This is a genomic window from Campylobacter concisus, from assembly GCF_902460845.1.
Classification (GTDB): Bacteria; Campylobacterota; Campylobacteria; order Campylobacterales; family Campylobacteraceae; genus Campylobacter_A; species Campylobacter_A concisus_X.
Genome location: NZ_CABPVS010000001.1, coordinates 241,280 through 254,856, shown reverse-complemented (window position 1 = coordinate 254,856; position 13,577 = coordinate 241,280). Strand labels below are relative to the sequence as shown.

Annotated in this window: 11 protein-coding genes; 8 read left to right on the top strand and 3 right to left on the bottom strand. The window is 37.5% G+C overall.

Features of this window, described 5'->3' with window-relative positions:
* The first annotated feature begins 1 nt into the window (after nucleotide 1).
* On the top strand, nucleotides 2–1,108 hold the full coding sequence (locus F3H00_RS01340) for a DNA adenine methylase (RefSeq protein ID WP_148799408.1): 1,107 nt from the start codon (nucleotides 2–4) through the stop codon (nucleotides 1,106–1,108).
* 52 nt (nucleotides 1,109–1,160) lie between these two features.
* On the opposite strand, the gene thyX is transcribed toward F3H00_RS01340, so the two are convergent.
* From thyX to F3H00_RS01325, 3 genes are all read right to left on the bottom strand, one after another.
* Nucleotides 1,161–1,790, bottom strand: coding sequence for an FAD-dependent thymidylate synthase (gene thyX, locus F3H00_RS01335; RefSeq protein ID WP_072595296.1), 630 nt, complete (start codon nucleotides 1,788–1,790; stop codon nucleotides 1,161–1,163).
* 118 nt (nucleotides 1,791–1,908) lie between these two features.
* Nucleotides 1,909–4,383 carry a flagellar hook protein FlgE gene (gene flgE / locus F3H00_RS01330; protein WP_148799410.1) on the bottom strand — a complete coding sequence of 825 codons (2,475 nt, stop codon included), beginning with the start codon at nucleotides 4,381–4,383 and terminating at the stop codon, nucleotides 1,909–1,911.
* Between the two features lie 121 nt (nucleotides 4,384–4,504).
* Nucleotides 4,505–5,872 (bottom strand): Na+/H+ antiporter NhaC family protein, encoded by a 1,368-nt coding sequence (locus F3H00_RS01325; RefSeq protein ID WP_148799412.1) that lies wholly within the window; start codon nucleotides 5,870–5,872, stop codon nucleotides 4,505–4,507.
* A 119-nt stretch (nucleotides 5,873–5,991) separates the two neighbouring features.
* On the opposite strand from F3H00_RS01325, the gene pyrE reads away from it, so the two are divergent.
* The 7 genes from pyrE to nrfD all read left to right on the top strand — a co-directional run bounded on the left by pyrE (nucleotide 5,992) and on the right by nrfD (nucleotide 13,577).
* Entirely contained in the window at nucleotides 5,992–6,600 is a 609-nt protein-coding gene (gene pyrE / locus F3H00_RS01320) for an orotate phosphoribosyltransferase (protein WP_148799414.1), read from the top strand.
* 245 nt (nucleotides 6,601–6,845) lie between these two features.
* A complete protein-coding gene (locus F3H00_RS01315; RefSeq protein WP_148799416.1) occupies nucleotides 6,846–7,535 on the top strand; it encodes a response regulator transcription factor in 690 nt (229 codons plus the stop codon).
* On the top strand, nucleotides 7,525–8,952 hold the full coding sequence (locus F3H00_RS01310; protein ID WP_107775664.1) for a c-type heme family protein: 1,428 nt from the start codon (nucleotides 7,525–7,527) through the stop codon (nucleotides 8,950–8,952). The genes F3H00_RS01315 and F3H00_RS01310 overlap by 11 nt, the downstream gene beginning before the upstream one ends.
* Nucleotides 8,953–9,048: 96 nt before the next feature.
* Nucleotides 9,049–11,115, top strand: a complete 2,067-nt coding sequence (locus F3H00_RS01305; protein WP_021090404.1) for a multiheme c-type cytochrome — start codon at nucleotides 9,049–9,051, stop codon at nucleotides 11,113–11,115.
* A 44-nt stretch (nucleotides 11,116–11,159) separates the two neighbouring features.
* Entirely contained in the window at nucleotides 11,160–11,918 is a 759-nt protein-coding gene (locus F3H00_RS01300; protein WP_021090397.1) for an FKBP-type peptidyl-prolyl cis-trans isomerase, read from the top strand.
* Between the two features lie 20 nt (nucleotides 11,919–11,938).
* Nucleotides 11,939–12,610 (top strand): 4Fe-4S dicluster domain-containing protein, encoded by a 672-nt coding sequence (locus F3H00_RS01295; protein WP_072595319.1) that lies wholly within the window; start codon nucleotides 11,939–11,941, stop codon nucleotides 12,608–12,610.
* A gap of 1 nt (nucleotide 12,611) precedes the next feature.
* Nucleotides 12,612–13,577, top strand: a complete 966-nt coding sequence (nrfD, locus tag F3H00_RS01290; protein WP_054197341.1) for an NrfD/PsrC family molybdoenzyme membrane anchor subunit — start codon at nucleotides 12,612–12,614, stop codon at nucleotides 13,575–13,577.

Sequence of the window (13,577 nt, the reverse complement as noted above, 5' to 3'; positions counted from 1 at the left end):
TTTGAAGCCAGCTAAACAAGAAAATCAAGCCTATCTAAAAGAGCAAATTTTAACCTATCTTGGTAACAAACGCTCGCTTTTAGGCTTTATAGATCTAGGCGTAAAATACGCAAAAGACGAACTTAAAAAAGAAAAGCTTAGCTGCTGTGATCTCTTTAGTGGAAGTGGCGTGGTGGCTAGGTTTTTAAAGCAAAATAGCGAATTCCTAGTCGCAAATGACTTGGAACTTTACAGCTTCATCACAAACTCATGCTATTTGCAAAACGCCACAAATGAGCTAATAGATGAGATAAATTTCTGGCAAAAAAAGCTTGAAAAAGAGATAGAAGATAACCTTTCTGAGGGCTTTATAACAAGAATTTATGCCCCACAAGATGATAAAAATATTACCGAGGGCGAGAGAGTTTTTTATACTAGAAAAAATGCCATATTCATTGACACTGCTAGAAGGCTCATAGATGAGCTAATGCCAGAGGAGATGAGAAAATTTTTCATAGCTCCACTACTTTATAATGCAAGCGTGCATGCAAATACGAGTGGAATTTTTAAAGGTTTTCATAAAAATAAAGATGGTATTGGTCAGTTTGGAGGACAAGGGCAAAACGCCATCTCAAGGATTACTTCTGATATAAATTTGACTAAGCCAATTTTCTCAAATTTTAGCGTGCCATTTGAGGTCTATCAAAAGGACGCAAATTTACTAGCAAAAGAGCTTGATGGGCTTGATCTAGTCTATCTTGATCCGCCTTATAATCAGCACCCATACGGCTCAAACTATTTCATGCTAAATCTCATCGCAAGCAACACTGAACCAAGTAAAATTTCAAAAGTTTCAGGCATAACAAAGGACTGGAACAGATCAGTCTTTAATAAAAAATCATCAGCAAGCGAGGCTTTTTTTGAGCTCATATCAGATTTAAAGGCAAAATTTGTCCTCGTCTCGTTTAACTCAGAGGGCTTTATAAATCAAGAGGAATTTGATCAAAATCTAAATAAAATGGGCAAAGTTCATCTACTTCGCCAAAAGTATAACGCCTACCGCGGCAGTAGAAATTTAAAAGCCAGAAACATCCACGTAGACGAGCTTCTTTACGTTTTACAAAAGTAAATTTAGCGCTCGTTTCATCACTTCTAAACCACAAATCGCACTAACGTAAATGCTAGTTTTGCTCATCCTCTGGCAAGCATTTTTCAAAGATAAATTTATGTTCTTCAGGTAAGACATCGTAGATGGCATTTGCTAAATTTCTTATCTCCCAAAGAGCTGATTTTGAGCTTCTTAGAGAGATGAAATTTTGCAAGCTTCTAGCATTTATGCTCCATGTAAGCTCAGTTTTATAGCACTCTGGCAGGCAGTATTTAACGATATCAAGGCTTTTTGTAGTTGAGGCTAAAATTTCACGTAAATTTTCAAGCGCTTTTATGCTTGCATTATCGACTAGCTCGTCATTTGTTAGTACGATAAATTTAGCTGCACGCTCAAACTGCCCTACTTCAAATTTTTCCTCTTTTTTTAGCTCTTTTAGCGTGTAGCGGGTTGATTTGACGCTTAGACTTGCCAAGCGGTGACGAGCTAGCTCTTGAAGTAGTGCGCGAGAGATGCCTTGGATGTAGAAGTTGTAGTAAAGATGCTCTAGTGTTGATGCGTGTTTGAATTTATTGCCTACTCTATCTATTAGCTCAATATCTTTTTCGCCACCGTTGTCGCCTTTTTCAAAGCTTTGCCAGCATGTTCGGATTGCGTGAGAGCAGATATTTAGTGGAGTGTGATTTAGTAGTGTTACTTGCATTTTTTCTCTTTTGTAAAATTTTTTAGCATTTTACAAAAATAAGGCTGATTTTATTTGTAAATTTAAAGCATAAATTTCAAAGGGAGGCAAATGCTCCCTTTTGTAAAAGTCTTAGTTGTTATTGTTTTAATTGAAGAAGTGTATTTAGCATCTCATCACTTGTTGTGATCGTTTTTGAGTTTGCTTGGAAACCTCTTTGGATAACAATAAGATCTGTTAGCGCACGGCTTAGATCGACGTTACTAGCTTCAAGTTTTGAAGCTGCGATCGTTCCCTTATCGCCTGTGCCAGCTGCACCGATGACTGCTTCGCCTGAGTTTGCAGTTTGTGAAAAGACATTTCCGCCCTCGCTTTGAAGACCTTCGTTGTTTGTAAAGGTAGCAAGTGCTACTTTAGCCAGGCCAAAGCTTTGACCATTTGAAAATGAGCCTATTATCGTTCCGGTCTCATCTATTTTTATGCCGTTTAATGTGCCGCCTGTGTAGCCATCTTGTGAGATTGACTCAGTTGATGAGTCTTTATCAAAGCTTGTTAAGCCGTTAAAATCAGTTCCAAGACCAAAATTTAGACTAATGTTTTGGCCACTTTGTGAGCCGTTGTTAGCTGAAAATGTTATCGTTGCTGGATGGAAACTTGCAAGTGAGCCATTTGCGTTAAATCTAGCTGTTCCAGTTATAACGTTATCTGGACCTTCACCTGTGTAGTTTATCTTAGCTGGCTCTGGTACTTGTATAACCATGCTCCACTCAGTTCCGCCATCTGTTGTAGTACCTGTCTTTGTCCATTTGATACTAACTGTGTGTTTTGAGCCAAGTGAGTCAAAAATTTCTGCCGTTGAGCCGTGGCTTGACATCATCATCTTTCCACTTGCTCTTAGAGCTTGGCCCGGGCTTAGTGCGCCATCAAGTGCTTTCATAATAGTTGTAAGTCTCACATTTTCATTTACTGCTGAATTATTTGTACCTTGAGCTGGCTTTGTAAGACCAGTTGTTGTCATATAAAGTGCATGATCTGCTACTTCGTTTGATGGATTTTCTAGTTGAAATTGACCTAGTTTATTTACAGTGATCTTTACACCATCATTTGTATCATCACCTGCAAGTGCTTGAAGTGCCGCGATACCAGCTGCGTGTTTTGCATCCGGAGTACCAGTTGTATTGTTATAAGCAGTATTATAAGCTGTTTGATATACGGTGCTAGTTATGGCTGCCCCGCCAGTTCCAGGCGTTCTTCTATGTGCCGCTATTGCTTGTTTTGCAGCATCAAGTGCGTCTGAATTTGCTCTTATTTGACCATCACCGTTGTAGTCAATGTAGTTCCTTGCATCTTTTTGCATAGCAGCACGAAGATCTTCTGTTGTAGTTACTTGCCTTTCTTTCGCATCATTATATTCGTGAACTGCTGTTGTTTGTGAACTTGTATAGACATATTGATAAGCTGTGATAATATCTCGATTTTTTAAACCGCCATTTGCCACTCCCATTGCTGTCGTTGCTGCTACTAATTCATCACCAGTATTGACAGTTAAGTGAATATTTTTTGTCTCTTTTGTAGTACCTGAATTATTTCTATTTATAAGTGTTAGTTTATTACCTTCTGAAATTTCAGCTCTAACACCAGTTTTATTGTATTGAGCGTTAATAGCGGCTGCAACATCACTTATATTTGTTACATCTCCGGTTATATTTACACCATTTAATGTTATATTTAATTTTTTTGCAGTTCCATTAGTAAGTGAACCAATATTATTTGGTAATCCACTACCTATAGTAAATTTTTCAGTTTTAGCATTTGCGTAGCTTACCCAGATACCTTGTCCATCTCTTAAAGCAAGGCCATTTCCAAGCTCATCAAATGTAACACCTAGATCTACGCCACGCTCTGTTAGGCTTTGTTCTTTTCTTGAGTTCGTATAAAACTGATCGTTATTTACATCATTCTCGTTGTGGACTTCGTTTGGATCTAAAATTCCGTCATTGTTATAGTCACGTCCACCAGCAACCGAATCTAGTGAATAAATAGGAGTGCTTCTTTGGTCGATGGTGTTGCCTGAGTCAAGGTTGCCTTTTATCTTTACTTCTGTTGTAGCTCTTGCCGGAGTTGTAAGACCCTCTTTGATCACAATATTTTTTATCGGACCTGTTGAGTCGATAGTGCCAGTCTCTTCATCTCTTGTCCAACCTTGAACTATATATCCGCTATTGTTTACAAAATTTCCCGCTTTATCACGGACAAAGTCACCATTTCTTGTGTAGTATCTTGTAGTTCCACCATCTGGAGATACGACGAAGAAACCATTTCCTTGAAGTCCAAGGTCTGTTGGCTTATCAGTAGATGTTAGTGTGCCTTGAGAGAAAATTCTTGTAGTTGAGTTTATAGTCGTTCCTAGACCTATTTGCATAGCGTTTTGACCGCCTAGCTGACCTTGTGGAGCAGTAGCAACTCTTGGAGTTTGGCTTAGTATATCAGCAAAGTTTGCACGGTTGTATTTATAACCATAAGTATTGACGTTTGCGATGTTGTTGCCCTCTACGTCCATGGCTATCTGGTGGGCTTGTAGGCCTGAAACACCAGACCAAAGTGATCTCATCATTGACTTATCCTTTTTGCATTTTAAATTTTTATATTTTTCAAAAGCAAAAGATGTTCCAAAAATTTATATTGATAAAAAGCAGAAGAAATAAAAAGAAATTTGGCGTAATTAACGCCAAATTTTATCCAAGTATCATTGCACCTACGATGCCACCGATGATGAGTGGGATATTGAAAAATACAAATGTAGGCACACAAGTATCATATATGTGGTTGTGCTCACCATCAGCATTTAGACCGCTTGTCGGCCCAAGTGTGCTATCGCTTGCTGGGCTTCCAGCATCTCCTAGAGCTGCAGCGATACCAACTAGCAAGATGATGGCTGGTACGCCAAAGCCAAGATTAAGACAAAGTGGCACATAGATAGAAGCTAAAATAGGTATCGTACCAAAGCTAGTGCCTATGCCCATCGTAACGAGAAGACCAATAAGAAGCATCAAAAGTGCTCCACCTATCTTGCCGCCAGATACCAAGCTAGCGTATTTTACAAGCTCGTCTATTCCGCCACTCTCCCTTAAGATAGTGCCATAACCTGCAGCAACTAGCATGATAAAAGCGATAAATCCCATCATAGCAAGGCCGTTATCCATAATCTTATCTACTTTTTTGTATTCGATACCGCCAAAAACAACCATAACCAAAAGTCCAAGTAGTGCGCCAAGAGGTAGCAGCTCAGTATAAATTTGCACACCAAAAGCCACAACTGCACCAGCTAAAACCGCCCACTCTTTTTTAGTCATCTCAAGGCTTTTTGCGCGCTCGATCTCATCAAGCTCTTCTTTTTCAAATTTTGAAGTTTTATAAGCTCTTTTTTTACCATAAAAAAGTATGGCAAGGATAAGTCCGATAAGCATAGAAGCGCCACCTATCCACATAACAGAAGAGATATCAGAAATAGATGTGGTTATGCCGTTATTTGCTAGCTCTTTTTTTAAGATATTGTGAAAAAGCAGACCAAAGCCAACGCTAAGGCTTACATAAGGTGCTTGAAGACCAAATGTCAAAGCACAAGCTACGGCACGTCTATCTATTCCCATTTTGTTCATAATGGCAAGAAGTGGCGGGATCAAAATAGGTATAAAAGCTATGTGAACTGGGATTAAATTTTGAGATAAGCACGCTATAAATGCAATAGTTAGTATAAAAATCACTTTATTTGAGCTAAGGAATTTACTCAAAGCATTTATCAAGATAGCAGTTAAATTTGTATTTGCGATGGCGGCTGCTAAAGCACCAAGCAAAATATAACTAAGTGATGTCTCAAGATTGCCTTGCATGCCGCTTATGAGGCTTTGCGTAGTCTCTTTTAGAGCTGTAAAGAGGCTATCGATCCCATTTATAATACCACTTTCAAATCCGCTAAATCCATGTTTATACATCACACCAGCAAAAAGAGTAGAGATAAGAATAGAAAGCAAGATGTTAAAGCGCAATAGACAAAGTATTGTCATCACTAAAATGCTAAAAACAACAGGGTTAAAAATAAGCATGAGCGTCCTTTTTGTAAGAGTGTGAAGATTATACAAATGTGTGGCTTATTAAATTTTAAAAAGAGTGGCTTAAGTAGGCTTGTGTTAAAATTTTGAGTAAATTTTAAAAGGAAAAAACGATGAATTTAGAGAAAATTTATAAAGGGGCCGGAGCGTATTTAGAGGGACATTTTTTACTAAGTAGTGGTAACCACTCGCAGTTTTATCTCCAAAGCGCAAAGGTGCTTGAAGACCCAGCTTTGGCTGGAAAACTAGCTGACGAGCTTGCCCGTGTGATAGAGAAATTTGGCATTAAATTTGATAGTGTTTGCTCGCCTGCACTTGGAGGAATTTTAGCTGGCTATGAGCTTGCACGTGCGGCAAAGAAGCGTTTTATCTTTACAGAGAGAGTTGAAAAGGTAATGAGTCTTAGACGTGGTTTTGAGGTGAAAAAGGGTGAGAGATTTATCGTTTGTGAAGATATTATCACAACTGGCGGTTCGGCACTTGAAGCGGCACGTGTGATAGAGAGCCTTGGCGGCGAGGTGGTTGGCTTTGCAGCGCTTGCGAACCGTGGCTTTTGTAAGGTTACAAATTTAGACAATGAAGCTAAGCCAAATGCAAAACTACCAAGCGATAAGCCGTTTTTTGCTTTAGGAAATTTTGAGTTTGAAATTTATGAGCCTGAGCATTGCCCACTTTGTAAAAATGGAAGCAAAGCGATCAAGCCTGGAAGCAGAGGCAACTAAAATTTATACTATAAATATAGCTATCTTTCTTTTTTAAAATTGATCGATAGCTAAAATTTTTAGAAAAATCCAAAAATAGTACTTATAGAAAAATTTTAATCAAGACTTCAAATCACTTCAACAAAAATTTATAGTTTAATTTTTAAAAATAATCTGTCTTTTATATTGGTATGAATTATTTTTTAGATAATCTTATTTTTTAAGCTACCAAGTGATAATATCTGCTCAAAAAGCGAGATGAGGCTATGCAAGAATATGATATTTTAGACGTTTTATCAAACAAAAAGGTCCTTTGCCTTGAAGATGAAGAGGCGATTTTAAAAAATATTTGTGCTTCTTTGGAGCTATTTTTTGCCGAAGTAAATGGCGTAACAGATGGCTATGATGCACTTGAGCTAGCGATGAGCGATGCTTATGATGTTTTGGTGCTTGATATAAGCGTGCCAAATATCGATGGCCTAGAGATCGCTAAAAAAGTAAGAACTATAAATCAAAAAATTCCTATCGTGATCTTATCAAGCCACATCGAGCAAGAGTATTTGTGGAGAGCAGTTGAGCTAAAGATCACAAGATATCTTGCAAAGCCATATGATAAAAAGTCATTTATAAAAGCTCTAGAAGACGTTGCTTTAGAGCTTGTTGGACGCAAGCCGACTCTTAGGCTAAATAATGAATTAGAATACGATTTTGGCAAAAAAGTACTTTATATAAATGGTGAAATTTCTCATCTAAGCAAGAGCGAAAGTAGGCTTTTAGAGTATTTTTTAAACAATAAAAATCAAACTATAACTTATGAACAAATTTTTGATTATATTTGGGAGTATGAGCAGCCAAGCAAAGAGGCGATAAAGACGATCGTAAAAGAGCTTAGAAGGAAGCTTGGCAAAGATGTGATTAAAAATTTATACGGTGTAGGTTATCTTTGTGAAATATAAATTTCAGCTAATCGTTAGTGTTTTTATCTTTGTTTATCTCTTAATATCCGCACTTGTTTTAAATTTTTATAATAATCTTGCAATGAAAGATGCCAAAAAAGAGGCGTACTACGTCCTTGAGAGTATAAATTCTGTAAGAGAGTACATTGCAGGCGTTCAGCGTCCGCTAATAGAGCAGCTAAAGCATGATGGCATTATAAAAGAGGATTTTTTTGACGAGAGATTACTCTCATCTTCATATATAAGCCGTGAAATTTATAATATCCAAAAGAAAAAATACAATCTTGACTTTGACTACAAACTAGTCGCCATGGCACCTTTAAATAAAGCTCATGAGCCAAATGAATTTGAAGCGCAGGTGTTAAGAGGCTTTAAAGAGAATAAATTTAGTGAGTTTTCAAAGATTATAAAAGATGAAAACGGCTCACAATTTTTTGTAGGACTTCCTATAAAAAGTCAAAATACATCTTGCTTAGCCTGTCACAATAGCGAAAGTGCTCCAAAACAGATGTTGGATCGTTATGAAATTTCAAATGGAAAAATTTCTGAAGCAAGTGAGATGATGGCAATGCTATCTTTTAAAATCCCACTACGTGCCATTTTCTCTTACCATCTAAAAGAGGTTGTCATCATAATGAGCGCGATAGCCTTTGTATTTGGGATATTTTTGCTACTTGTTTATAAGATGCATAGGCGTGGCGAAGAGAGTAAAAGGCAGACTGAGCAGCTAATGATACATCAAAGCCGCCTAGCTTCAATGGGTGAGATGATAGGCAATATCTCGCATCAGTGGAAGCAACCACTGGCACAGATCAGCTCAGCTTTAATAAATTTAGAACTCTATCAGGAGCGAAAAAAGCTCGATGAAGCAAAAATTTATGAGTTTATAGAAGAGACTAGCAAACAGATAAATTTTATGTCTGAAACGGTTGATGATTTTAAAAACTTTTTTAAACCAAATACTTTAAAAAGGGAGTTTAGCGTAGAGGAAGTGATAAATCAGACTATAAAAATTCTAAATGCCTCACTTAAGAAATATCAAATAGAAATAGAGATCGATATAAGGGAAAATTTTACGATTTTTGCAAATTTTAATGAAATAATCCAAATTTTAATAAATATTATAAATAACGCAAAAGATGCATTTAAACAAAGCTATGTAAAGCCAAGAGTAATAAAAATTTATACTTTCATAAAAGATAATCGTAAAAATTTATGCGTGCAAAATAATGCAGGAGCGATAAAGGCTTCGTTTTTAAAAGTTATCTTTGAGCCACACTTTAGCACAAAAGAGTCCGGCAGCGGGCTTGGTCTATATATGAGCCGGCTAATCGCTAGTAAAAATAACGCTCTAATCTTTGCTAGAAATGTAGATGAAAATAGTATTACATTTACAATTAGTTTTGAAAATTTATAATTTATTAAAATTCCCCCTTTTCTACCCTTTTTTGGTGTTAGTATTATCAGTATGAAATCATTTTGATTTTAGGATAAAAAATTTAAAGGAGGGCACATGAGAAATCTACAAAAAGCCTTAGCTGGTTTGCTCATGGGTGTTAGCATCTTCGCTTCACAAGCCTGTTGCGAAGAGCATAATATGCAGATGTCCGATAAAGCACGTGATGTTATCGCAAATCCTAAAGGCACACTGCAAAGTAGAGGTGTTATCTCCTTGCAAGACTACGTTGTAGAAGAGCAAGAGATGTATAACTGGTTATTTAAAAACCACCCTATTTTTACAAAATATGGTGGAAAAACCGTCGGTAAAATGGTCGTTCACGACCGTGGCTTAGAGTGGCTTGCCGAGGGACATGGCTTTGATATGTCAAAGCTTAGTAAAAGAGATGGCGGTAAGGGCTATAGTTCTATGATGTATAGAATTCCAGCCACTTCATCACTTCAATTTCCTAACAAATTTGTAGGACCAGAAAAGTGCGGTGAGTGTCACCCAGCTCAGTATGAAGTTTGGAGCAGATCTCGCCACGCAACTACTATGCGTTTTCCTGGTGAGCACCCAGAGGTTAATAACAACCTAACTGAGCCAGTATTTGACAAAGATACCGCTTCTATCCTTCCAAAAGGTATTACTCCAGATGTTATCTACGCAACTGTTGGTCACTTAAGAACCAAAATGGGCTACGTTGATGCATGGCTACTTCGTGGTACTTACTACGTTGAGGGCGGTTTGCTAAGAGATGGTACAGGTCAGATCGTAGCTGGTGGTAACCAATGGCAAAGAACATGGGCGTTAAATTTAGACGACGCAACTGTTAAAAAGATAAAAGAGCTTGTCCCGGAATTTCCTGGCACTCTTGAAGAGTACGGTGATAATGGCGGATATGTTAGAGGCCTTGCTTCATATGCCGCAAAACATAAAAAATCAATGTTTTTCCAAGCAAACTCATCATATTGTGAAGTTTGTCACCCAGTTAAATTTGATTTCAAATCAAAAGCAGAATTTTACGCAGCACTTGGTAATGCTAAAGAGCTTCAAAAACACACTATCTCAAAAGGCGTAAGCTGTGAGGAGTGCCACGGAGCTGGCGGTCACCTTGATGGAGCTACAAATTTTAGAACATCAAACTGCGAACGCTGCCACCAAAGGTTTAACTTTAGCCCAGATCTAGCTCGTGCTAATCCTCTTAATAACGGCAAGCTTGATCTCTCACTTAGCTCTAAATTTAAATCAATGGGACCAGGATGTGGTTCTGAAGGTTCTCAATCATACTTTACAGCTCACTATGATAAAGGTATGAGATGTGTTACTTGCCACGATCCACACGATAACACAGGTCCAGTTGTAGGTGATAAGAGTGTAACAGGTATGAACTATAATTCAGAGCAAGGCTATCTAAGCTCATTCTATACTAAACCAAAGATTAGAAAAGAGTGTAAAGATTGCCACGAAACTCAAGCATATATCGCATCTAAAGCAGATACACACAAAGATAATACTTGTGCATCTTGCCACATGCCATTTATGATGAGCTGCGAGAATTTCTACGCTGTTCAGTTCCAAGACAACGCTGGCTTTGATACTCAAAGAAGATCTCACATCTGGAAGATTATGGTTGATCCAAAAGAGAAATCTCTAGTACCAGGAGATGCTGCTAAAGGTCCAAGAGATGCTAAAGATTGGCACTTTGAGAGAGATAAAAATGGCCATAACTACGTTGACTTGATGTGGGCGTGCGCTAGAACATCTTGGGCTGATAAAGATATGAAAGATACCAAAGGCTGCCACAGCCCAGTATTATCTGAGCTAAAACCAACACTTCACTTCAAAAACCAAAAACAAGTTTATGATGAAGTTATGGGCTGGCAAACTCCAGTTAAGAATGAATTCTCAGAGGTCAAAATAGGCATCGAGGGACTTTACTCACTACTTGAGACTAAAAAACTTGATGCAAGTGATAAAGTAAGAGTTTATGAGCTTATCCAAAATGCTCAAGAGATCATCGATATGGTTGAAAAAGATGGTTCGTGGGGTATGCACGGATTTAAATTTACTAAACAAAAACTCGATGCATCAAAAGAGTATATAAAAGAAGCTCAAAGAATTTTGAATAAAAATTTATAGCATTTAGGGGCTAGTTTTAGCCCCTTTAATCTTAAGGGTTTGATATGAAAAATAAGGTTTTAAAATTTACGCTACTTCTTAGCTTAAGTGCTTCTGGTTTGCTTGCAAATGTAGATTCAAATGAGTCTTATGCTATGGGAGCAACAAGTGGTGGATATGTTTTAAAAGGGTTACTTGAACAAAAACAAATAGGCATTAGCTACGATGCTGAGGCCGTTATCAAAGGTTTTAGTGATGCACTAAAAGGAGAGCTAAAACTAAGCGATGATGAGATAGCAAAGCTACTAAACAAAAGAGCTGAAAATTTAGACAAGATAGTAAAAGAAAAAGAAGCCGCCATACTTAAAGAGAATTTAAAGCAGGGCAAGGCTTTTATGGATAAAAATGCAAAAAATAAAAACGTAAAAACGACAAAATCAAAATTGCAATATGAAATTTTAAAATCAAGCAAAAAAGGAGCGACTCCAAAACAAGAGAGTATCATCATAGCAAACTACAAAGCTAGCTTTATCGATGGTAAGGTCTTTGATGAGACAAAAGAGGCTCCAGCTCATCTTTCTATGCTAAATTTGATCCCAGGTCTTGAAGAGGGCTTAATGCTCATGAAAGAGGGCGATAAGTTTAAATTTGTTATCCCGCCAGAACTTGCATACGGCAATAGCGGCATGGAGGGTATACCTGGAGGCGAGACTATTGTTTTTGAGATAGAGCTTGTTAAGGTCTTAAAGCCAGGTGAGTTAGCCGAGGCTGCAAAGAAAATTCACGAAAAAGAACTAAATGAGGGCATTAAAAAGCCTCATTAAGATATAAAATGGAGTTAAAAATGCAAAATCAAAAAAATAGAAGAGCCTTTTTAAAAAGCATGGTAGTTGTGGCTGCTGGTGCTGGTGCGGCAAGTAGTGGTTTTGCTTTTAAGAGTGAAGAAAGTGTAAAAAAACCACACTTTGGTATGATATTTGACCAAAATAAATGTGTTGGCTGTACGGACTGCGAGATAGCTTGCAGAAAGGTAAATTTAGTCCCAAAAGGACAGATGAGACTTTTTATAGAAGATAAGACTAATCCTAAAAATTTACTCGATAAAAGATTTGTAAGAGTGTCTTGTCAGCAGTGCGTTGATGCGCCTTGTGTGGCTGTTTGTCCGACCAAGGCTTGTCATAAAGACGAAAAAACTGGCATACAAACTACAAATATAGATGATTGTATCGCCTGTAAATACTGCATCGTAGCCTGTCCATATGACGTGAGATATATCGATAAGGTTACGCACTCAGCTCAAAGCTGTAACTTTTGCGTAGATACAAATTTAAAGGACGAAAAAGAGCCAGCTTGCGTAGAAGCTTGTAGATATGAGGCGATCGTATTTGGTGATCTTAACGATGAAGATTCACACATCAGCAAGCTACTAGCCGTAAAAGATAGCATAAGGCTAAGAGCAGAGCTTGGCACAAAACCAAGCCTTAGATATATTCCTAAAGTAAAAATGGGGGTGTAAGATGGATGGTGCATTAAATTTTACTGCAACATTTTCGCATGGAGTAGAGTGGGGCTGGCCGATCGCTGTTTATCTTTTGCTAGCTGGTATGAGTGGTGGAGCGCTAATCGCTGCCATACTTTTAAAACACTATAAAAAGCAAGAGAGTTTTAGCTCATTTTTCAAGGCTGCTTCGCTTTTAGCATTTGTTAGCATCATGCTTGGTATGGTTTGCTTGATAGCTGATCTTGAAAAGCCACTCTTGTTTTGGAAAATTTTGATTAATTATAATTTCACATCAGTCATGTCTATCGGTGTTGCTGGACTTTGTGTATTTATACCGCTTAGCTTTTTGATGTGCCTTTATGCATTTAATGATGAGATTTCAAATTTCTTAGCCAAAAGTTTAAAATCCTTTAGCACTCTTTTTGCACTAATAATGAAAATTTTAATACCGCTTTATCCATTTTTAAGTCGTATTTGCCTTATTTTTGCTGTAATAATTTGTGCTTATACTGGATTTTTGATCTCAGTTTTGATTAGATTTCCACTCTTAAACACAGCTGTGCTTCCAGCTTTATTTATAGCTTCAGGACTAAGTGCTGGTATAAGTGGCAGTAGCTTGGTCGCAGCAGCTTTATTTAAAGAAGATCCACATTCAAGCGACCTTCATTCGCTTCATAGCGTAGAATTTAGCGTTTTGGGAGCTGAAATTTTACTCATTTTAATGCTTTTTGTATCGCTTTTACTTGGTTCAAGTTATCAGCAAAATGCAGCTGTTGCTTTTTATAGTGGCGTTTGGGCAAATTTCTTTTGGCTTGGTGTTGTGCTAGTTGGCTTCATTGTGCCTTTTGTTTTAAATTTTGCATTTGGCAAAAAAGTAGCTAGCCTAAAATTTAGCTTTTATATCAGTTCATTAGCGGCTGTTATCGGTGTTTTACTGCTTAGGGTGTTTATACTTTATGCGGGACAAACTTATAGCATTTAA

Bases quoted from the DNA above. Each gene is read 5' to 3' on its own strand.
- thyX (WP_072595296.1), bottom strand. From the start codon at position 1,790: ATGCAAGTAACACTACTAAATCACACTCCACTAAATATCTGCTCTCAC.
- flgE (WP_148799410.1), bottom strand. From the start codon at position 4,383: ATGATGAGATCACTTTGGTCTGGTGTTTCAGGCCTACAAGCCCACCAG.
- F3H00_RS01325 (WP_148799412.1), bottom strand. From the start codon at position 5,872: ATGCTTATTTTTAACCCTGTTGTTTTTAGCATTTTAGTGATGACAATA.
- pyrE (WP_148799414.1), top strand. From the start codon at position 5,992: ATGAATTTAGAGAAAATTTATAAAGGGGCCGGAGCGTATTTAGAGGGA.
- F3H00_RS01315 (WP_148799416.1), top strand. From the start codon at position 6,846: ATGCAAGAATATGATATTTTAGACGTTTTATCAAACAAAAAGGTCCTT.
- F3H00_RS01305 (WP_021090404.1), top strand. From the start codon at position 9,049: ATGAGAAATCTACAAAAAGCCTTAGCTGGTTTGCTCATGGGTGTTAGC.
- F3H00_RS01300 (WP_021090397.1), top strand. From the start codon at position 11,160: ATGAAAAATAAGGTTTTAAAATTTACGCTACTTCTTAGCTTAAGTGCT.
- F3H00_RS01295 (WP_072595319.1), top strand. From the start codon at position 11,939: ATGCAAAATCAAAAAAATAGAAGAGCCTTTTTAAAAAGCATGGTAGTT.
- nrfD (WP_054197341.1), top strand. From the start codon at position 12,612: ATGGATGGTGCATTAAATTTTACTGCAACATTTTCGCATGGAGTAGAG.